The organism is Agrobacterium tumefaciens (assembly GCF_031801495.1).
Classification (GTDB): Bacteria; Pseudomonadota; Alphaproteobacteria; order Rhizobiales; family Rhizobiaceae; genus Agrobacterium; species Agrobacterium tumefaciens_K.
In genome coordinates this window covers 2,429,722-2,450,286 of sequence record NZ_JAOEGC010000002.1, presented here as the reverse complement: position 1 = coordinate 2,450,286, position 20,565 = coordinate 2,429,722, and the positions used below count along the sequence as shown (strand labels likewise).

Annotated in this window: 18 protein-coding genes; 11 read left to right on the top strand and 7 right to left on the bottom strand. The window is 58.2% G+C overall.

The window, feature by feature from the left end; genetic code table 11:
- Nucleotides 1-19: 19 nt before the first annotated feature.
- Complete coding sequence (locus N7578_RS21235; protein WP_311112195.1) at nucleotides 20-775, bottom strand: GntR family transcriptional regulator; 756 nt, start codon at nucleotides 773-775, stop codon at nucleotides 20-22.
- Nucleotides 776-1,192: 417 nt separating this feature from the next.
- Between N7578_RS21235 and N7578_RS21230 the strand changes: the two genes are divergently transcribed.
- The 5 genes from N7578_RS21230 (at nucleotide 1,193) to N7578_RS21210 (ending at nucleotide 6,706) form a co-directional block, all read left to right on the top strand.
- Nucleotides 1,193-2,374: a Gfo/Idh/MocA family oxidoreductase gene (locus tag N7578_RS21230; protein WP_311112194.1), complete on the top strand. Its 1,182-nt coding sequence runs from the start codon at nucleotides 1,193-1,195 to the stop codon at nucleotides 2,372-2,374.
- An 11-nt stretch (nucleotides 2,375-2,385) separates the two neighbouring features.
- Nucleotides 2,386-3,270, top strand: coding sequence for a sugar ABC transporter permease (locus N7578_RS21225; RefSeq protein WP_311112193.1), 885 nt, complete (start codon nucleotides 2,386-2,388; stop codon nucleotides 3,268-3,270).
- Nucleotides 3,267-4,124 carry a carbohydrate ABC transporter permease gene (locus tag N7578_RS21220; RefSeq protein ID WP_311112192.1) on the top strand — a complete coding sequence of 286 codons (858 nt, stop codon included), beginning with the start codon at nucleotides 3,267-3,269 and terminating at the stop codon, nucleotides 4,122-4,124. The genes N7578_RS21225 and N7578_RS21220 overlap by 4 nt, the downstream gene beginning before the upstream one ends.
- 40 nt (nucleotides 4,125-4,164) lie before the next feature.
- Entirely contained in the window at nucleotides 4,165-5,397 is a 1,233-nt protein-coding gene (locus N7578_RS21215) for an ABC transporter substrate-binding protein (protein WP_311112191.1), read from the top strand.
- A 196-nt stretch (nucleotides 5,398-5,593) separates the two neighbouring features.
- Nucleotides 5,594-6,706, top strand: coding sequence for a sn-glycerol-3-phosphate ABC transporter ATP-binding protein UgpC (locus N7578_RS21210; RefSeq protein ID WP_311112190.1), 1,113 nt, complete (start codon nucleotides 5,594-5,596; stop codon nucleotides 6,704-6,706).
- A 140-nt stretch (nucleotides 6,707-6,846) separates the two neighbouring features.
- Here the strand turns inward: N7578_RS21210 and N7578_RS21205 are convergent, their stop codons facing one another.
- Nucleotides 6,847-7,332 carry a hypothetical protein gene (locus N7578_RS21205; protein ID WP_311112189.1) on the bottom strand — a complete coding sequence of 162 codons (486 nt, stop codon included), beginning with the start codon at nucleotides 7,330-7,332 and terminating at the stop codon, nucleotides 6,847-6,849.
- Between the two features lie 242 nt (nucleotides 7,333-7,574).
- Between N7578_RS21205 and N7578_RS21200 the strand changes: the two genes are divergently transcribed.
- The 6 genes from N7578_RS21200 to N7578_RS21175 all read left to right on the top strand — a co-directional run bounded on the left by N7578_RS21200 (nucleotide 7,575) and on the right by N7578_RS21175 (nucleotide 14,700).
- Nucleotides 7,575-8,438: a MurR/RpiR family transcriptional regulator gene (locus tag N7578_RS21200; RefSeq protein ID WP_311112188.1), complete on the top strand. Its 864-nt coding sequence runs from the start codon at nucleotides 7,575-7,577 to the stop codon at nucleotides 8,436-8,438.
- Between the two features lie 32 nt (nucleotides 8,439-8,470).
- Nucleotides 8,471-9,253 (top strand): SDR family oxidoreductase, encoded by a 783-nt coding sequence (locus tag N7578_RS21195; protein ID WP_311112187.1) that lies wholly within the window; start codon nucleotides 8,471-8,473, stop codon nucleotides 9,251-9,253.
- A 44-nt stretch (nucleotides 9,254-9,297) separates the two neighbouring features.
- Nucleotides 9,298-11,217 (top strand): beta-N-acetylhexosaminidase, encoded by a 1,920-nt coding sequence (locus tag N7578_RS21190; RefSeq protein ID WP_311112186.1) that lies wholly within the window; start codon nucleotides 9,298-9,300, stop codon nucleotides 11,215-11,217.
- Between the two features lie 12 nt (nucleotides 11,218-11,229).
- The gene (locus N7578_RS21185; protein WP_311112185.1) at nucleotides 11,230-12,663 is read left to right on the top strand and encodes a M81 family metallopeptidase; all 1,434 of its coding nucleotides are present in this window, start codon (nucleotides 11,230-11,232) and stop codon (nucleotides 12,661-12,663) included.
- Between the two features lie 64 nt (nucleotides 12,664-12,727).
- On the top strand, nucleotides 12,728-13,933 hold the full coding sequence (locus N7578_RS21180; protein ID WP_311112184.1) for an MFS transporter: 1,206 nt from the start codon (nucleotides 12,728-12,730) through the stop codon (nucleotides 13,931-13,933).
- Between the two features lie 26 nt (nucleotides 13,934-13,959).
- Complete coding sequence (locus tag N7578_RS21175) at nucleotides 13,960-14,700, top strand: copper homeostasis protein CutC (RefSeq protein WP_311112580.1); 741 nt, start codon at nucleotides 13,960-13,962, stop codon at nucleotides 14,698-14,700.
- Here the strand turns inward: N7578_RS21175 and N7578_RS21170 are convergent.
- The 5 genes from N7578_RS21170 to N7578_RS21150 all read right to left on the bottom strand — a co-directional run bounded on the left by N7578_RS21170 (nucleotide 14,666) and on the right by N7578_RS21150 (nucleotide 20,564).
- Nucleotides 14,666-15,814, bottom strand: coding sequence for a glycosyltransferase (locus N7578_RS21170; RefSeq protein WP_311112183.1), 1,149 nt, complete (start codon nucleotides 15,812-15,814; stop codon nucleotides 14,666-14,668). The two genes, N7578_RS21175 and N7578_RS21170, sit on opposite strands and share 35 nt — an antisense overlap.
- Nucleotides 15,811-17,058 (bottom strand): glycosyltransferase, encoded by a 1,248-nt coding sequence (locus N7578_RS21165; protein ID WP_311112182.1) that lies wholly within the window; start codon nucleotides 17,056-17,058, stop codon nucleotides 15,811-15,813. Before N7578_RS21165 ends, N7578_RS21170 begins: the two co-directional genes overlap by 4 nt.
- A 42-nt stretch (nucleotides 17,059-17,100) precedes the next feature.
- Entirely contained in the window at nucleotides 17,101-18,309 is a 1,209-nt protein-coding gene (locus N7578_RS21160; protein WP_311112181.1) for a glycosyltransferase family protein, read from the bottom strand.
- Between the two features lie 72 nt (nucleotides 18,310-18,381).
- Nucleotides 18,382-19,569 carry an ABC transporter permease gene (locus N7578_RS21155; protein WP_311112180.1) on the bottom strand — a complete coding sequence of 396 codons (1,188 nt, stop codon included), beginning with the start codon at nucleotides 19,567-19,569 and terminating at the stop codon, nucleotides 18,382-18,384.
- Complete coding sequence (locus N7578_RS21150; protein ID WP_311112179.1) at nucleotides 19,566-20,564, bottom strand: ABC transporter permease; 999 nt, start codon at nucleotides 20,562-20,564, stop codon at nucleotides 19,566-19,568. Before N7578_RS21150 ends, N7578_RS21155 begins: the two co-directional genes overlap by 4 nt.
- Nucleotide 20,565: the final 1 nt, after the last annotated feature.

The window sequence follows — 20,565 nt, the reverse complement described above, 5'->3', positions numbered from 1 at the left end:
GGTCCTTGATCGAATTGTTTCAGTCGGTGGTTATCGTCAGTTCGGCCACGAGATCGTACGCGTCGCTTCGATACAGCGCGTGCGATATTTCCATCAACCGGCCGCTCTCCAGATAGGCCATGCGCTGCACGGAAAGTGCCGCGGAACCGGGTGGAACCCCCAGGAGCAGCGTCTCTTCATCGGTGAGAGTGCGGGCGGAAATGCGTTGAATGGCGCGCACGGGGCGAATGCCGCTCCGCTCCAACACAAGATAGAGCGAGTTTTCCACCTGTTGTGGATCAGGCAGAATATCGTCAGGCAGGGTCGTCACTTCCAGTGCAATCGGCTGGTCGTTCGCAAGGCGCAGACGCGTCAACCGCGCAACCATCGCTGAATGGGAAAGGCCTAGAGCCATCATTTCGTCGCCGGTCGGGTAAAACAGACCCCGGTCCAGCCATCGCGTACTGGCCGTCATGCCCCGACGGCGCATGTCTTCGGTAAAAGAGGTGAGTTTCGTCAGTGGTTGCTGCATACGCGTTATGGGTTTCACGACGAAGGTACCCGAGCCGTGTCTGCGGACCAGAAGGCCATCGCGGACCAGATCGTCGACGGCCTTCCTGACGGTTACACGGCTGACGCTTGCGCTTTCCGCGATATCCCGTTCGGGAGGCAGGGCATCGCCGTGCTTGAGACGGCCGCTATTGATCGCGTCTTCAATCGTCTGGCGCAGTTTCAGGTAGAGCGGGCCACCGCCAACTGATTGCAGGCCGTCGAGATTCAAGGCTGCCTCGTTCATTCGTAACCCTCTGGTCGACTGTGTGCGGCTGATTTCGCTATATCACACATGGTGCCATCGACAATACCAAAATCAAACCATTAACGATTTCCGTGGTGCTTGCAGTGTTTTTTTCGATTTTTTCTATATTATTGTGAGTTGTATCGTTAAATTATCGCATTAACCAAAAAATATTTCCTCTTTGTGTTTCCGGTCTGGACGAGTGGCATTTTTTTGGTATTGTTTTTTGCATCGATCCATCGTCGAGGCTGAGTAAAGCCGAAAAAGGCCGGACGCGGGTGGGTGAGCCAGAATTTGATTTGACCGTTGTGAAAATTAATTTCATTATGGTTGAAAATCTTCGTGATTGGGTGAATGGTCAACGCAGAAATGACCGCAGTCGCGAAAATTAATTACGACAAAGCAGGGAACAGGTTCATGAAAGTGGGAATTATCGGACTCGGATTCCGTCTTGGATATCTGGGCTACGTTTTCAGTGAGATCGACAAGGATTTCGAAATCGTCGGTTATGTCGATCCTGCTCCCGCCGGTCTTCCCGGCCTGCAGGAAAAGGGCATTTCCGCCGGCCGGTCCTACGGCACTCCTGAAGAGTTGATCGCGAACGAGGCGTTCGACGTACTGATGATCGGCTCTCCCAATCACATGCATCTGGACCATATCCGTATAGGGCTGGAAGCCGGTTGCACTATCTTTACCGAAAAACCGATCGTCGTCAGCATTGCCGAGAGTCTTGAGCTTGCCCGGCTGCTCAACAAGCACGGTCATCATCGGCTGATGGTCGGCCTCGTTCTGCGCTATTCTCCGCTCTATCGCGATCTGCGTGCGGCGCAGGCGGAAGGCAAGCTCGGTGACGTCGTTTCCATCGAGGCGTCCGAGCACATCCCCCCTTATCATGGCGCGTTCTTTATGCGCGACTGGCGGCGTTACGAACATTACTCCGGTTCATTCATGCTGGAAAAATGCTGCCACGATCTGGATCTCTACAATGGCGTCGTCGGTGCTCGGCCGCGTTATGTCTCGAGTTTCGGTGGGCGCAAGAGCTTTACGCCTGCCAACGCGCCGCAGAATGACGGCATCAACGACATGGAGGTCTACCATCGCAAGCCGAGCGGCTGGATGGGATCCGACAAGGTGTTCGACAGCGATGGCGACATCATCGATTACCAGACCGCAATCGTCGAATATGAAAACGGCGCATCGCTCGCCTTCCATACCAATCTGAACGTGCCGGATGATTTCCGCCGTTTCTGCGTCATGGGTGCCAAGGGCATGGCGGAAGGCGATTTCGTGCGCGGTTTCCTCAATGTGCACAATGCGCGCACCAATGAGAAAACCCTTTCCAAGACCTATTCGGCGGCAACCACGCTGTCGCAGCACTACGGTGCCGATGAGCAGATGGCGGCTGATGTCGTGGCGCATGTGGTGAACGGAACGCCGCTGCCGGTCTCTGCGCTGGATGCCATCGAGGCCGGTATTCTGGCGCTTGCCATGGATGAGGCGCGCCACGGCCGCAAGGTCGTGGACCTGAAGCCAGTGTGGGAAGAATACGATTTCGCGCTTCACGGGCAGGTAAAAGCGCCCGCGGCGAAATCCGCGTAAGGGGCGGGGTGATGGAAGCGAAACGTAGCGCGGTCATCTTCGCCTGGCTCCTCCTTCTTCCGGCACTTCTCTACATAACGGTCATCGTGGCCTATCCGCTGGTGGACACGTTCATTCTGTCCTTCACGGATGCGTCGCTCAGGAAAACGACGAACTGGGTCGGCTTTCTGAACTACGAGAAGATTTTCAACGAGACTTTTGCCGGGGTTATCACGCGGACCTTCATCTGGACGTTTTTTTCCGTCTCGATCAAGATGATCATCGGCACGTTCGGGGCGGTGCTGCTGAATTCGGCCGTTCCCGGCCGGGCGCTGTTTCGCATCCTGACGATGCCGCCGTGGATCGTGCCGATGGCTATCGGCATCTTCATGTGGGGCTGGATGTATAACGGTCAGTTCGGCATGATTTCCGGCGTGTTGCAGAACCTCGGTCTGGTCGACGGTCCGGTGGCGTTCCTCGCCTATGGCAACACAGCATTCTGGGCGACGGTCATCACCGACGTGTGGATCGGGGTGCCGATGGTGACGCTCTACCTTCTGGCGGCGATACAGGCGATTCCGCAGGATCTCTACGAGGCTGCGTGGACCGATGGCGCCAGCCGTATGTACAGGTTCCGCCGTATCACGCTGCCGCTTATGCTGCCTGCCATGATTACCATGTCGATGATTTCGCTGATCTCGACCTTCAATTCGTTCGATATCATCTGGATCCTGACGCAGGGCGGTCCGACCGGCCAGACGACGACGATGATCATCGACACCTACAAGACGGCGATCGGCTCCTACAAATACGGAGAAGGTGCCGCGCGCGCCGTGTTGATCTGCATCTTCCTGTCGATCTTCACCTTCTTCTATTTCCGCATCACCAGCCGTATCTCGCAGGAGGCCACCCGATGACCGACAAGAATGCGATGATAAACCGCTACAAGTGGTATGAAATCGTCGGGATCTATTGCGGTATCGCGGTGTTCCTGACCTTCGTGCTGGCGCCGTTCGTGGAAGGTTTCCTGGTTTCGTTGAAGCCGCTCAGCCTGCTGTTTTCGTCGCCTTACCGCTTCTGGCCTGAAAACGGGTCGTTCGAAGCCTACAAGAGCATGTGGGTCAGCGTTCCGGGCTTCGCCCGCTACGTCTTCAACTCGTTCTTCATTTCCACCATTTCGACGATCATCGTGCTGCTTCTGGTGGTGCCTGCGTCCTATGCATTTGCCCGGTTCGAGTTTCGCGGCCGCGGGCAGTTGCTTGGCGCGTTTCTGGCCATCAACATGTTCTCCGGCGCGGTTCTGCTCATCCCGCTTTACCGGCTGATGCGCAACATGGGTGTCCTCAACACCTATCTGGCGATGATCATTCCGGGCGCTGCCTTTCTTATTCCGACTGCCATCTGGTTGCTCAGAACCTACATGCTGCGCATTCCGCGTGAACTGGAAGAAGCGGCCTATGTGGATGGCGCGAGCTATTTCTACACCTTTCGCCGCGTGATCCTGCCCCTTGCCATGCCCGGCATCGCGGTGGTGTCGATCACCACCTTCATTGGTGCGTACGCGCAGCAGTTCATCTTCGCCCTCACCTTCAATTCCAAGACCGAATATATGCCGCTGCCCATCGGCCTGTTTGCGTATTTCGGTCGTCAGGAAGTCATCTGGAATGAGTTGATGGCGGCCAGTTTCGTCGGCATTGCGCCGGCCATGGTCGTGATCTTCTTCATGCAACGCTATCTCGTCAGCGGCCTGACCGCCGGCGCGGTGAAATAAACAATAACCGGAACGACCACCAGAGAATGGGAGACTACTTATGGCACTGAAACATTACGGATTGGCGCTCTGCGCTCTTGCATTTGCCGGTTCAACCGCGCTCGGCACGGTGACGGCGCACGCTGCCGACAAGGAAATCAGCTGGATCTATTGCGGCGACAAGATGGACCCCATCCATGAGAAATACATCAAGGAATGGGAAGGCAAGAACGAAGGCTGGAAGGTCGTGCCGGAAGTTGTCGGCTGGGCGCAGTGCCAGGACAAGGCAACGACGCTCGCCGCTGCCGGTACGCCGGTCGCCATGGCCTATGTCGGTTCGCGCACGCTGAAGCAGTTTGCTGAGAACGATCTCATCGTGCCGGTGCCGATGACCGAAGATGAAAAGAAGACTTATTACCCCAACATCGTCGATACGGTTACGTTCGAGGATACGCAGTGGGGCGTTCCGGTCGCCTTCTCGACCAAGGCGCTCTACTGGAACAAGGATCTGTTCAAACAGGCCGGTCTTGATCCCGAAGTGCCGCCGAAAACCTGGGCTGAAGAAATTGCGTTCGCAAAGCAGATCAAGGAGAAGACCGGTGTGGCCGGTTACGGTCTGCCAGCCAAGACGTTCGACAATACGATGCACCAGTTCATGCACTGGGTTTACACCAACAACGGCAAGGTGATCGACGGCGACAAGATCACGGTCGACAGCCCGCAGGTGCTCGCAGCTCTCAAGGCTTACAAGGACATCACGCCTTACTCCGTCGAAGGTCCGACCGCCTACGAGCAGAACGAAATCCGCGCGATCTTCCTCGATGGCAAGGTCGGCATGATTCAGGCCGGCTCCGGTGCCGCTACGCGCCTTCAGGCCACCAAGATCAACTGGGGTATCGCGACACTTCCGGTCGGTCCGGAAGCCAAGGGTCCAGGCACGCTGCTCATCACCGACAGCCTAGCGATCTTCAAGGGCACGGGCGTTGAAGAAAAGGCGACCGAATTCGCCAAATTCATCACGTCTCCCGGTCCGCAGGGCGAATATGAGTTGCAGGGCGGTGCCGGTCTGACGCCGCTGCGCCCATCTGCGAAGGTCGATGAGTTCATCGCCAAGGATCCCTTCTGGAAGCCGCTTATCGACGGTATCGCCTATGGTGGCCCTGAGCCGCTCTTCACCGACTACAAGGGCTTTCAGGACGTGGTGATCGAGATGGTACAGTCCGTGGTGACGGGCAAGGCAACGCCGGAAGATGCCGTGAAGAAGGCGTCCGGTGCTCTCGAGCAATACAAGTAAGCCAAATGTGCTGATGACTGCGGGCTTGTCGTAAAGCCCGCAGTTCCCCTCAATTTCGCTGCGGAAACATCATCACTTCATCAGAAGGGGCAAGGTTTCCGTCTTATTTCAAACGGTTTCGGTCCGAACGGCCCTGTTCGTTCAGGAACGTCTCTGAACGCAGCCGCATTTCGGCTGGTGACGGGAGAGGCAAGTCTTGGGTCAGCTTTATCTCAACAACGTCCGCAAGAATTATGGACACTTCGAAGTCATCAAGGGCGTCCAGCTCGATATCAAGGACGGTGAGTTCGTCGTTTTTGTCGGCCCTTCCGGATGTGGAAAGTCCACGCTTTTGCGGATGATCGCCGGTCTTGAAGACATTTCCGGCGGTGATGTCGTTATCAACGGGGTCAAGGTGAATGAACTGCCGCCCGTCAAGCGCGGCATTGCCATGGTCTTCCAGTCCTATGCACTCTATCCGCACATGACGGTTTTCGAAAACATCGCCTTTCCGCTGCGCGTCGAAAAGATGGAAGAAAGCAAAATCAAGGAGAAGGTCGAAGGCGTTGCCAGGATCCTCCAGCTCGACCAGCGCCTGCAGCAGCGCCCGGGCATGCTTTCGGGCGGTCAGCGCCAGCGCGTTGCGATCGGCCGCGCCATCGTCCGCGAACCGAAGATCTTCCTGTTCGACGAGCCGCTGTCCAACCTCGATGCGGCATTGCGTGCGGATATGCGCATCGAACTCACCAATCTTCACCGGACGTTGAAGGCGACGATGATCTATGTTACCCACGATCAGGTGGAAGCCATGACCATGGCTGACCGCATCGTGGTGCTGAACGCAGGTGAGATCGCGCAGGTCGGGGCGCCGCTCGAGCTTTATCACAAGCCCGCCAATCTTTTCGTTGCCGGTTTTATCGGTAACCCCAAGATGAATTTCCTCAAGGTGACCTGTGTCAAGGTGGATGCCGATGGCGTTACCGTGGAGTACCAGGGCCAGCAGATTACTGTCCCCGTAGAGCCGCGTACCGGGCTTGAAGGCGCGCAGCTGACGCTTGGAATTCGCCCGGAGCACACCGGGCTTGAGGCCGCGGATCTCAACATAACGGTTGCGCCGAGTGTGATCGAACGGCTTGGCGTGAACACCGTTGCCTACGGTGTCGCTCCGACCGGAGAGAACTATTGCGCGCTGCTTTCCGGCACCGCTCCCGTCGTCGTGGACGAACCCATCGTGACCGGCATCAAGGCAGCGGACTGCCATCTGTTCGACGAGAGCGGGATTGCGCTTGAGCGGCGCGTCGACCTTTCCGTTCTCAAGCTGCTCCAGTAATGGCACGAGGGCGGATCATGAGCATCGTGTCTTCATCTGCATCCGCCTCTGTCGTCAGGGCCGCAACTGGTTGTTTCTCCGGGCGTTCGAGCCGCAAAAAAAACGCCGGGTTTTCGGCCCGGCGTTCGCACTCTTTCGTATCAAGCCATCGGGTTCGGCATGTAGCCGGTGAAGCCGCTAATCTTCCAGCGGCCTTCGTGCAGCCGGCAGTAATACAGCGTCTGCCATTTCATGACGTCGAAGCTGCCGTCCGCCTTGCGCAGTCCTCCGTCGAATTTCTTGCGGACGAGAGCGGTGTCGCCCTCGACCTCGATTTCTTCCAGCGTGGTCGTCGTGAAGATTGCGGTGCGCGGGTCTTCGGCAAATGCCTCTTTCTGGAAATCGTTTGCCTGTTTCAGCCATTCGTCGCGGTAGGCGGCAAGCGAGGGGAAGGAAAGGCGCCATTCGTCCGGGTTGCTCGCGCGGTTGGCATTGATGCCGAGGAAACCTTCCTCGACGAAATCGCCAGCGACTTTCGACCAGTCGGCAGCAAGAAAAGCGTCGATATCCCGCGTGACCAGCATCTCCCAGATCGAGTAACGGGCGATATCTGTTTCAGGGAATGGATTTTTGAAGGGATCGCGCATGGTAGGGGTCCGTTGTTTAAATTATTTTCATTCTTGGTAGATTTACCTGGTGAATATTGTTCGCATATGCTCTTTTTGCAATCAATAAAGAAAATAATTTGCGTTACGGGAGGTCGAGTCGTGCTGTCAGTTGGTCGCGCGGTTTTTGCATCTGATGGATGCCCGGTTGACTGGCGGGCCGATTTGCGCTGCATCGGAAACGAGGCCAAAGCCTGATTTTGGCACAACGGGGACCGATGAACATGGATATTTTCGCGAAGATTCAGGAAGACAAAGCGCAGTTCTCGCAATCGGAACGGCGCATTGCCGATATTCTGATTTCTGATTTCGAATTCGCGGTCAACGCCTCGATCATCGAGCTTGCCGCACGCGCAGAGGTTTCTCCGCCCACTGTGACGCGATTCTGCCGTCGTCTGGGGTGTCAGAGTTTTTCCGACTTCAAGGTCAGCCTCGCCAAGACTGCCTATGTCGGCATCCGTTATCTGACATCGGAGGCAACCAGCACCGGCCCGTCCGAGGTAACGGAAGAGGTTCTTGCGAAAGCTCAGGACGCGCTCTTTCTGCTGCATAAAACGCTTGATCCTGCGGTCGCCGACCAGGCTGCCGCGAAAATCGCCAACAGCGGTATGATTTACGCCTTCGGTTCGGGCGGCAATTCGTCGATGATTTCGAGCGAGATTCAGAACCGTCTGTTTCGCCTCGGATTTCGTGTCGCGACCAGTACCGACCATGGCATGCAGCTGATGATGACAGCCGCCGCACGCAAGGATGATGTCATCATCGGCTCATCGTTTTCCGGCCGGAACATGGAGCTGGTGAAGTGTTTCAGGCTGGCGCGTGAGATGGGCGTTGCCACCATTGCTCTGACGCAGAGCGACAGTCCCGTCGCCGAGGCTGCCGATCTCGTTGTGGCGGTCAATGTGCCGGAAGGAAACAACATCTTCCGTCCCACGTCGTCGCGTTACGCCTATCTGGCTGCCGTCGACGTGCTTGCAACGCTTGCGGCCTATCACAACCAACAACGGTCGATGGTGACGCTGCGTCATATCAAGCAGCAGCTTGTGGAACATCGTGACAAGGACGACCGGCAATTGCTCGGCGACTGAGAGGGGCGGTAAACGCCAGAGGAGTTCAGGAAATGGCAGACAGGAACGATCATATTGCCGTGGTGACCGGCGCCGCGGGTGATATCGGCCGCGCAATCGCCACGCAACTGGCAGCAAGCCACGCCAAGGTCGTGCTGGTTGATATCGATGGCGGCGCACTGGAAAAGGCGCTCTCAACGCTCTCCGGCCCCGGTTTCATCGCCAGAACCTGCGATGTAACCGATCCTGAAGATCTTGCTCGTCTTGCCGCGGCGCTTGCCGGTTTGGGGGACGTAGCAACCCTCGTCAACAATGCCGGCGCGGCGCGGGCGGTCAGCCTGCATGACACGACGGCGGAAATCTGGCGCAAGGACAATACGCTCAATCTTGAAGCGCCGTTTTTATGCTTCAGGGCTTTCGAGGAGCCTCTGAAACGAACGCAAGGGTCGGTCGTCAACGTCGCTTCGGTGAACGGCATGTCCGTTTTCGGGCACCCTGCCTATAGCGCTGCGAAGGCTGGACTGATCCACCTGACAAAGCTGATCGCCGTGGAATACGGCAAATTCGGCATCCGTTCGAATGCCGTGGCGCCGGGCACTGTCCGTACGCAGGCGTGGGAAGCGCGTGCGAGCGCCAATCCGCAGGTCTTCGAGGAAGCGAAGCACTGGTATCCCCTGCGCCGTATCGTCAAGCCGGAGGACGTGGCCAATGCGGTTGCCTTTCTGGCCAGTCCGCAGGCGGCGGCCATCAGCGGCGTCTGCCTGCCGGTCGATTGCGGCCTCACCGCAGGACAGGCACCGCTCGCCCGCACCTTCTCGCAATCCGAACATTACTGATCCGGGCCTGACACCGGCCATTGTGCAATAATAAGGGGAGCCTCATGACGCTCGCACGTTACCGTCTCGAAAATTCCTGGCATCCGCTGAAGGATGACGCTTCCGGTGGTTTCACTTTCACTCTGTTCAATTTCTCGTCCGAGCCGTTGAGCGACTTCCGGATTGTCTACACGGCTCTGATGCGGACGAAAGACAACCCCGTCTGCGATAACGCCGTCTTCCTGCGCCGGGTCGCGAATTTCCATGAGTTCGCACCGCCCGCCGGCTTCGTTCTCGAACCGGGAAAATCATGGAAATTTACCGTCGACGGTCTGTTGCGTCCGGCGCAGCATCGCTCGGATGGGGCAAAGTCCGCTTATGTCAGCCTTGTAGACGGGACACACCGCGCCGTCGAGGTTGCCGACCTGATGCTGGATGGCCGCCACAGCGAACCGGCGCCTGCGCTGCTGCCTGAAGGAAAACTCGATCTTCCGTTTTCCATACAGCCGTGGCCGGCTGACATCGAGGTGGAACCTGGCGAGGCTTTCCCCGTCGCGCTTTTTCCTGCAGACGATGCCAAGGCTGAAGAAGTACTTGCCGTCGAAAGTGTACTTTCCCTGTATCGCCGGCTTTTTGCCGTGGGCCATGTGCCTTTCAGTCTTGCGCCCGTATATGAGGGCAAGCCGCTGCATTTCAGGCAGCACAGCGGCCTTGAGGCGGAAGGCTATCGGCTTTCCTTTGCAGATGATGGCGTTACGGTCGAATATTCGGCCGCTGCCGGTCTGCAATACGCGCTGACGGTGCTGGCGCAATTGCTGCATGGCGCACGCAGCGATGCCAAGTTCCGTTTTCCCGCTTCCGGTACCATCAGCGATGCGCCGCGTTACAGCTGGCGTGGGTGCCATCTGGATGTGTCGCGGCAGTTCTATCCGACGGACGATGTGCTGCGGCTGATCGATATCCTCGCGTGGCTGCGCATGAACAGGTTCCATTGGCACCTGACGGATGACGAAGCCTGGCGGCTCGAAATCAAGGCCTATCCGCTTTTGACGACGGTGGGGGCGACGCGCGGGCCGGATGAGCCGCTTCTGCCGCAGCTCGGCAACAGCGCGGAGCCGGTTTCAGGCTTCTATACCCAGGATGATGTACGGCAAGTTGTTGCGCACGCCGGGAGACTGAACATCGAGGTCATCCCGGAAGTCGATATACCCGGTCACAGCACGGCGGCGCTCGTGGCTTATCCGGAATTGACGGACGGGCAGGAAGCGCCGGACAGCTATCGTTCCGTGCAGGGATATCCCAACAATGCGCTGAACCCGGCCATCGAGCTGACCTATGAATTCCTTGGCAAGATTTTCGACGAGATGGTCGAGCTGTTCCCGTCGCGTCTCATCCATATCGGTGGCGATGAGGTGGCGAACGGTTCATGGCTTGCCTCTCCGCTTGCGAGGTCGCTGATGGAGAAAGAAGGGCTTGATGGTACTTTCGGCATCCAGTCCTACTTCATGAAGCGCATTCAGGGCATGCTCCACGAGCGTGGCCGTCAGCTTGCAGGGTGGGACGAAGTTTCCCACGGTGGTGGCGTCGATCCGCAAGGCACGCTGCTGATGGCCTGGCAGAAACCGGAGGTCGGCCTTGAGCTTGCGCGCCAGGGCTACGACGTGGTGATGACGCCGGGGCAAGCCTATTATCTCGACATGGTTCAGGATACGGCGTGGCAGGAGCCGGGTGCGAGCTGGGCCGGAACCGTTCCGCCGTCGCATACCTACGCCTATGAGGCGGTCGGAGATTTTCCCGATGAGTTGAAAGACCGCATGAAGGGTGTGCAGGCCTGCATCTGGTCCGAGCATTTCCTCAACCGCGCCTATTTCAACCATCTGGTTTTCCCGCGCCTGCCAGCGATTGCTGAGGCGGCGTGGACACCCAAGGCGCAGAAGGACTGGTTGCGCTTCGCCGCCATCGCTCCGCTCAGCCCGGTCTATTAAGGAGGGAGCGCCATGCGTATTGCCGTTGGCGGTATCCATACCGAATGCAGCACCTATTCGCCGGTGCTGATGGCCCAAGAGGATTTTCGGGTCTTCCGTGGTCGGGAACTGATCGAGGCTGAGTACTTCAATTTTCTCGCCGATGGCGGGGCAGAGGTTCTGCCGCTTCTCCATGCGCGTGCGGTGCCGGGTGGTCCTGTGTCGCGAGCGGCCTATGAGGCTTTCAAGCAAGAGTTTCTCGAAGGGCTTCAAGCGTCTCTGCCTCTGGACGGGCTTTATCTTGCCATGCATGGTGCGATGAATGTCGAGGGAATGGACGATGCCGAGGGCGACTGGATTTCCAGCGCCCGTGCCGTCGTCGGTCCGCATGTTGTCATCTCCGCGAGTTACGATCTGCACGGCAATGTCAGCCAGAGGATCATCGATCAGCTCGACATTTTTGCCGGCTACCGAACCGCGCCGCATATCGATGTGCGCGAAACGATGGTGCGCGCATGGTCGATGCTGCTCAAAGCCCTTGATACTGGTGAGCGGCCCGGTGTGGCATGGGCGAAAATTCCGGTTCTGCTGCCCGGCGAAAAGACCTCGACCGAGGATGAACCCGCAAAAAGTCTTTACGCAGCCCTGCCGAGGCATGATGCGCGGCCCGGAATCTGGGATGCGAATTTCATGATCGGTTATGTCTGGGCCGATGAACCGCGAGCAACGGCCTGTGCCGTCGTGACCGGCACGGACAGGCAGGAGGCGCAGGCCGTCGCCAGCGAGATTGCCCAGGCCTATTGGGACGCGCGACAGGATTTCCGGTTCGGGCCCGTGACCGAACCTCTGGACGCGATTCTGGATATCGCCGAAAACACCACGACAACGCCGATCATTCTTGCCGATTCCGGCGATAATCCGACCGGTGGAGGCGTGGGCGATCGTGCCGACGTGCTGGCGGCGCTGATTGCCCGCAACTGGCAGGGCGCGTTGATGGGCGGCATTACCGACAGACCGGCTGTCGAAGCGTGTTTTGCCGCTGGTGAGGGGGCGACCCTGGCGCTCAGGATCGGCGGCAGCCTCGATCCGCAAAGCCCGTCCGTGACTGTCGATGCGAAGGTTCTGAAGCTCGACGATCCGGCCGGTGCCGATCAGCGGCAGGCGGTTGTCGCCATTGGCGGCATCACCGTCATTCTCGCCGCGCGACGCAGGCCGTATCATCTGACTTCGGATTTCACCCGCCTTGGCTTTGATCCGAAAGAGGAAAGGCTGCTTGTGGTGAAGTCCGGCTATCTTTCGCCCGAGCTTGCGCCGATCGCCAACCCGAACCTGATGGCGCTGACCGATGGCGTCATCAATCAGGATATCGGAGGTCTTCCCAACCGGCGCAGGCAGGGTGCCATCTTCCCATGGTCGATACATTTCGATTATAGCCCGGAGCCGGTTCTTTCGGCGCGCTGGCGATGACAGCCGCCTGAAAGCAGTTCCCCGTCCCGATCCGGTTGTTCCGGATCATCTTTGGTAAATATCCATGCGCTCCGCTCTTTCCATCGTCATCAACAATCCGTCGATCCGGATCGGGGCGCTTGCCATTCTGTTCTTCGGTTTTTCGAATGCCGCCACCGCGCCTTATCAGGCCGTCATCGGCATTCGTGAAATCGGGCTCAGCAATACCGTCTATTCGCTGCTGATGCTGTTTGCCGCCATCATCAATGTCAGCGCCAGTGTCCTTATGGGGATATTGGCAGACAGGCTTGGTGAATACCGCAAGCCGATGCTGTTCATTGCGCTGTTTGGCGTCAGCGGTTATTTTCTTGTCTACCTTGCCGCCAATGCCTCGGCATTCGTGGCGGCCAAGCTCGTTCTTCTACCGATTTTCGGTGCGATGAACTCGTTGATATTTGCACATGTGCGGGCCGATGCACGCGATCTTTCGATGAATGACATGATCGCCGTCAATTCCATCATGCGTGCGACGATCTCGCTCTCGTGGGTGCTTGTTCCCGGCATCGTCGGCATCTTTCTCATCAACACCGGGAACATGCTGTCGGCGTTTCTGTTTTCCGGCATATGCGCCAGCATCTGCTTCATGCTTGTGGCGTTTTATCTGCCGCGCACCTCCACGCCCGCTGTGGTGACGGATGAAGCGCGGTTGGGGCTTGGCGCTTCGCTTGCGGAGATTGGCTCACGCCGGGTGTTATTGCGCGTCATTGCCATCGCACTGATCTGCTCGATGCTGCATCTGAACGATTCCATCCGGTCACTCATCATAACGGGCCAGGCGGGGGGAACGGTTGCCGATATCGGCATCGTCGCGGGCATCGTCGCCGCACTGGAAATCGTCTTCATCCTGTTCTGGGGATGGATCGAGAAAAAGGTGCCACAGACCGTTGCCCTTGCCACGGGAGCCAGTCTTTACGCCGTCTATCTCGTTCTGCAGGGACTGGCCACGGCACCCTGGCATATCTATGCGCAGACCCTGATCAGCGCGTTCGGGGCAGCGGCCATCATCAGCATACCGATCACCTACCTTCAGGAGTTGATCGCCGACCGGCCGGGATTGGGAAGCTCGCTGATTGCCGTCAACATCTTCCTAGGCGCCGGTGTGGGGGCGCTGATTTTTGCGATTGGCACGTCGCTTTCCAGCTATGCAGGGACATCCATTCTTGGTGCGGTCTTCGGTCTGGGTGGCATTTACATGCTCTACGGGCTTGATGGGAGGGGCCGCCGCCGGTAACGGCGGTGCGAATGAAAGAGGTTACGATGATTCTCGAGATTTGCGTCGACGATGCCGATGGTCTGGCTGCCGCCGTCAGGGGAGGCGCTGACCGTATCGAACTATGCGCTGCCCTTTCGGGCGGTGGTGTCACGCCGTCATGGGGTTTCATGCGGTGTGCTGCCCGATACGATCTGCCGGTCAGTGTGATGATACGGCCGCGTGCGGGAGATTTCGTTTTTTCCGTCGAAGAAGCCGACCAGATGAAGGACGATATCGATGCGGTGCGACGTGCCGGTCTTTCCGGTGTCGTTCTCGGCGCATCGCTTGGAAGCGGTGCGCTCGATATTCCCCTGATCGAAGACCTGTGCCGCCATGCAGAGGGGCTGGACCTGACGCTTCATCGGGCGTTCGATGTCGTACCCGATGTGAACGAGGCGCTTGAGGTCGCTGTTGCCCTGGGATTTTCGAGAATACTGACATCCGGCGGCGCAAGATCGGCGCTGGAAGGTATCGACAGGCTGGCGCAGCTATGCGAGCGGGCCGATGGCCGGATCGGTATCATGCCGGGTGCGGGTGTGCGTCCGCAGACCGCTCAGGCATTGCTGGACCGGCTGCCGGTGACCGACATTCATGCGTCCTGCTCGGCGGCCTTGGATTTCGATCCCGATAGCCCGGTCGCGAGGCTTGGCTTTACTGGGCCGGAACGCAAGCAAACCGACGAGGCAACCGTTCGCGCGTTGAGGGATATCCTCAACGCTCATCATAGAGACGACGTAACACCTTAGCGGTTCCGGCTGCGCCATCGAGATCGAGCGCGATCTGGTCGGGTGCGGGCAGGGCAAGCGCCTTGTTTATGGCGTCGGCCATCGATTGCCCGGATATCTCTGCTTCTTGCAAGACGTGGGCAAGACCAAGTTTTTCCAGACGTTCCGCGCGTGCGCCCTGTTCCGTCTCTCCACTGGCGGCGAACGGGATGAGCAGGGAGCGGCATTTTGCCTGAAGCACGTCGCAGACCGTGTTGTAACCCGCCTGCGAGATGGAAAGCCGGGCACCGGAAAGCAGGTTCGCGAAGTCCTTGCGGAACCGGAAAACGGAAACGGTATCACCTGCCTTTGCACTGATGGCTTCGAAATCGGCCTGGGGCATATTCGGACCGGTAATGAGGCACCAGTTTCGAACTTCATCCACCATGGGAGCGGCTTCGAGAGCCGCATGGATGAGTGCTGCGCCGACGGCACCACCGCCCGCCGAAACGACGATATCGAACTGCTCCGATGGCGGGGAGGGCGGGACGGGTGCGACTAGGCCGGTATAGGCCACACGCTGACTGATCTGGTCCGCAAGCGGAAAGGTGTCTTCTAGCCGGACAAACCGCGGGTCGCCATGTACAAGAACGGCGTCGAAATGTTTCTTCAGCAGAGATACGGTTTCTTCGTCCCTGCCGGGTTTGGCTCGCTCCTGAAGGATATCGCGTAGCGACGTCATCACAAGCGGGCGGGGTTCACTGTCCTCGATTTCGTCCAGCAGCGGCAGAAGCTCGAAACGAACCTGACGGCGACCAAAAGGAAATGCCTCGATAATGACGATATCCGGCTTCGCACCGTGATATGCGCCGATCAGCATATCCGTACGGTTTTTCTTGAAGATGTCGTCCACCGGCTTTCCATTTGCGTCGACAAGCCCCGAAAAGCTGCCATCGCTGACGGCGATCGAGGGCAGTTCGACATGGCGTATGCCTTCGCCTGGAAAGCCCGGAACCGGCATTCCACCGGTGATCAGGGTGACATCGAAGCCGTCTGCCTGAAGGGCATTGGCGACGCGGCTGGCCCGTGCGATGTGGCCGATGCCGAGAAGATGCTGGACGTAAAAAAAGACGCGGGGAGCCTGTCGTTCTGTCATGGTGTCTTCTCCCATTCCGTCTCGAACAGGTTTTTCAGGTCAGTGATGCTGGTGCGGTGGTCAAAAGCGGTACGAACCCGGTCTTCTGCCGCTTCTCCCAGCCTCTGACGCAGCTGCGGCTCGGTAATTGCTGCCTTCAGAGCTTCCGCAAAAGCGGCGGAGTTTTCCGGCTCTGTCAGCAGGCCATTTTCGCCATCAACGAAGAATTCCGGAATGCCGGAGATGTTGGTGGAAATGCAGGTCAACGACTGGCTGGCCGCCTCGACCAGAACATTGGGAAGTCCGTCGCGGTCGCCGTCGCTGGTGATGCGGCATGCAAGCGCGAAAATGTCGGCCTGCCGATAGTTTTCCAGTACCTGTTTCTGGTCCATGGCACCCGTCCAGACGATCCGGTCTGACAGGCGCAGTTCGTCCGCCAGTGCCTTGAGTTTGGCAAGTTCATCGCCGCCACCGATATGGGTGAAATGCCAGTGGAGGCCTGGCGGCAGTGAGGCAAGCGCCCGCAGCAGCACATCGATGCCCTTTTTGGGCACAGCGCGCCCGACGCTCAGGATACGAACCGGGTCGTTTCCGTCCGATCCGTCCCTTGGCGGGCGTGGTGTGTCGAAATGCGGAAAGCGGGTGAGATCAAGCCCGTGATAGCTCAGATATACGTTCTGCTTCGGTCCTGAAAGGCCAAGAAGGTGCTGATGGCCGCTGGCGGTGCAGGTGACACACCAACGGGCGCTGCCGAGCTTGATGGACAGGTCGCGGTCCGTCGACGTCCAGATGTCCTTGGCGTGGGCGGAGATGGTCCACGGCGTGCCGGTGATGAGGTGAGTGTAAGCGGCAACCGATGCGGGGGTATGAATGAAATGCACGTGCAGCCATCCGGCATCGGCAGGCCATTCGTGCGCCAGCACCGCTGCCTGTCCGAAGCGCCGGAACCGGTTGCGGCTGACGTCATGGCGCAGGTCTTGCCAGAACCGGCGAAGTGCCTCGCCGAAACCGTCTTTCCTGCGGCACGCCAAGAGCGCTTTAAGAACACGCAGGGGTTCTTCGTGCAGATATTCCGGCAGGTAGGTAACGGGTGCGCGGATCTCATCATGCACCGGATGGCGCTTCTTGTCGGTCGGGCGGCGCATGGAAACGAGTTCCAGCTCAAGCCCGGCCTTTTCCAGGCCTAGAAGCTCCTGCGCAATAAATGTCTCGGACAGCCGCGGGTAACCCTTGAGCAGCACGACAATTTTTTCTTTTCTGGTCACGTTGATCGTGTCTCTTTCAAGTCGACGCGCTTTGCCGATAGGTCAGGCAGTAAGCGTAACAGGGGTCCTGTCATTTTCGGGTTGCAGCCATTCGGCAATGCGCCTCGAAATGTTTTCAAGACCGTCGAGTTTGAGATCCCGGGAGTTGACAGAGGGCGGAGCGCGACGGGGGAGTGCTTTCAACGCCGCGGCCATTTTTTCCGGGTTTTCGGCGTCTTCCGGCAACAGCATGTCGAAAAGGCCGAGTTCGGAAGCGCGGCTGGCGCGGATCAGCTGTTCCTCGCGCGGTATGGTACGCGGCACGACAAGCGCGGGTTTGTCGAAAGACAGAATTTCACATACGGTGTTGTAGCCGCCCATCGACACGACCGCCTGCGCGCCCGCAACCAGATCTTCCATGCGGTTGTCGAACTCGATGATCTCGATGTGGGGAATGTCCGCGACGAGACTGACGAAGCGCTGTCGATCATCTGCAGGCATATAGGGTCCAAGCACCACGAGCGCCTTGTGTGTCAGGCTGCTATCATGGCGATAGGCGTTGATCACGTCATCGATCAGTTCACTGCCATCACCACCGCCGCCGGTTGTGACGAGAAGATAATCGCCATCCGGTTTGTGTGGGGCAGTTTCTGCATGACTTCTGGAGCGCTGCAGGAACCCGATGAAGTCCATCTTGCTGCGTACGGTCTGTGGAACGTCCAGCCCCGTAAGCGGATCGTGAAAATCGGGCGGACCGTAAATCCAGACGTGATCGTACAAACGGCCGATCTTGTTCATCACGTCGTTGCGCTTCCACTCAGCTTCGAGAAGTTGCGGGGCATCCATAACGTCACGCAGGCCGATGACGAGCTTGGTTCCCTGCGTTTTTAGATAGGACAGCGTTTCCTCCACCTCTCCGCGAAGGCCCATAGGCTCTTTGTCGACGATGAAGATATCCGGCTTAAAGCTTTCGGCGGTGTGATAGATGATCGAGCGGCGCATCTTCAGGGTTTCCTGAAGATCGATGTGGCGATCCATGGATGTATATTCGCCGTTGCGCAGCTTTATGACGCTTGGGATTTTCACGAAGTCGACGCGGGTGCGATAATCGAAGGCGCCTGCGATCGTCGCACCCGAAATGATGAGAACATTGAGGCCGCGATAGTCTTCCACCAGCGCATGCGCAATCGTCCGGCAGCGCCGCAGGTGCCCCAAACCAAAGGAATCGTGGCTGTACATGAGGATGCGGGCATCGTTCAGCCGGGAGGTCATGGGCCACACCTCTTGGTCCCTTTCACGGAAAAGGCAATGAAGGAAGTGCAGTGTATCAAGGTGTGTTCCATTTTATCTGAAAGGGTCCGCAGCATCACGTAATCCGTCGCCGAAGAAATTAAAGGCCAGAATGACGAGAACGACCGGGATCGTCGGAATGAGAAGCCATGGATATAGCGCAATGACGCTGACACTGCGCGCCTCCGTGAGAAGAATTCCCCAACTTGTGATCGGTGGGCGCAGGCCAAGTCCAAGGAAGCTGAGTGCGGTTTCGCCAAGGATCATGCCGGGTATCGTCAATGTCGCCGATGCAATGAGGTGAGACATGAAGCCCGGAATGAGGTGCCGCCCGATGATGCGCGTGGTTCCGGCACCCATCAATTGTGCTGCAAGAACATAGTCTTCTTCGCGAAGCGCCAGCAGTTTGGAACGCACGGCGCGCGCCAGTCCTGTCCAGTCCAGCATGCCGAGAATGATGGTGATGCCGAGGTAGACGAGAATGGGGCTCCAGGTCACGGGCATGATCGCTGCCAATGCCAGCCATAGCGGAATGCTGGGGATCGATTGCAGCACTTCGATGATACGCTGCACGATGAGATCGAAGGTGCCGCCGCGATAACCGGCCAGCCCGCCGATCACAATACCGAGAACGAAGCTCATTGCGACGCCCAGCAGGCCGATTGTCAGCGAAATTCGCGCGCCGTAAATGATGCGGGACAGCACGTCGCGGCCCAGACGGTCCGTGCCGAGCAGGAACATCTCCCCGCCTTCAGCCGGGCAGACCAGGTGGGTATTGCCGTCGAACAGGCCCCAGAAACGATAGCTGTCGCCCTTGCAGAAGAAACGGAGCGGTTGAACATCCGTCGGTACGTCGCGATAGACGCGGCGCAGGTTCTCCATGTCCAGCGTCATCTTCCGACCATAAACGAACGGGCCGACGAACTTGCCATCATCGAATAAATGGATGCGTTGCGGCGGGGCGTAGATATTGTCGATGTTGCGCGAATGCAGGTTGTAGGGCGCCAGAAACTCGCAGATCAGGATCGACAGGTAAAGGACAGCGAGAAACGCGCCTGACCAGACGGCGATCTTGTGCTGGCGGAATTGCCACCACATCAGGCGCAGTTGCGATGCCCTTTCGAAGGCTGCCAGACCCGTGGTGTTGGGTTCGATGCGATAAGGATCGAAAGGCGCCGTCGATACATAATGCGGTAGCGGTTCGCCGGGGGCTGGAATGGACGTCGGAGCGGGTGAAGTCATTTGACGTTATCGCCTCCGAAGCGGATTCTCGGATCGAGTATGGCAAGTGCGATGTCGGAAACGAGGACGCCGATCACCGTCAGGAACGCGAGGAACATCAGGAACGAGCCGGCAAGATACATGTCCTGGCTCTGCAGGGCTCTGATGAGCATCGGGCCGGTGGTTTCCAGCGAAAGGACAACGGCGGTGATTTCCGCGCCGGAAATGATCGCGGGCAGGATCGAGCCGATGTCGGAGATGAAGAAATTCAGCGCCATGCGAAGAGGGTACTTCATCAGTACCTTGAAAGGATGGAGCCCCTTGGCGCGGGCCGTGACGACATATTGTTTCTGTAACTCGTCCAACAGGTTGGCGCGCAGACGTCGGATCATGCCCGCAGTCCCGGCCGTTCCGATGATGAGGACCGGTATCCAGAGATGCTCGAGGATCGATTTGAATTTCGCCCAGCTCATCGCCTGATTGAGATATTCGCGATCCATCAGGTGACCGATGGAAATACCGAACCAGATGTTGGCGAAATACATCAGGATGAGGGCGAGCATGAAATTGGGAATGGCGATACCCAGCAGTCCGACGAATGTCAGCCCGTAATCACCCCAGCTGTATTTGTGGGTGGCGGAATAGATGCCGATCGGAAAAGCAATCAGCCAGGTGACGATGATGGTCACGAAGGATACGAGCACCGTCAGCCAAAGACGGTCGCCCACAACTTCGTTGACGGGGAGCTGATACTCGAAGGAGTAACCGAAATCGCCGACCAGCATACCGCTGACCCAACGGAAATAGCGGATCGGCGCGGGCAGGTCGAAGCCGTAGCGCACGCGCAGTTCCTCGATTTCCGCCATATTCGCCGTCTCGCCCATGGCGCGCATTTCGGCGACATAGCTCTCGAAGTAGTCCCCCGGCGGCAGTTCGATGATGGTGAAGACCAGCATCGAGATCAGGATCAGCGTGGGTATCATGACGAGAATGCGCTTCAGAATATACCGCAGCATA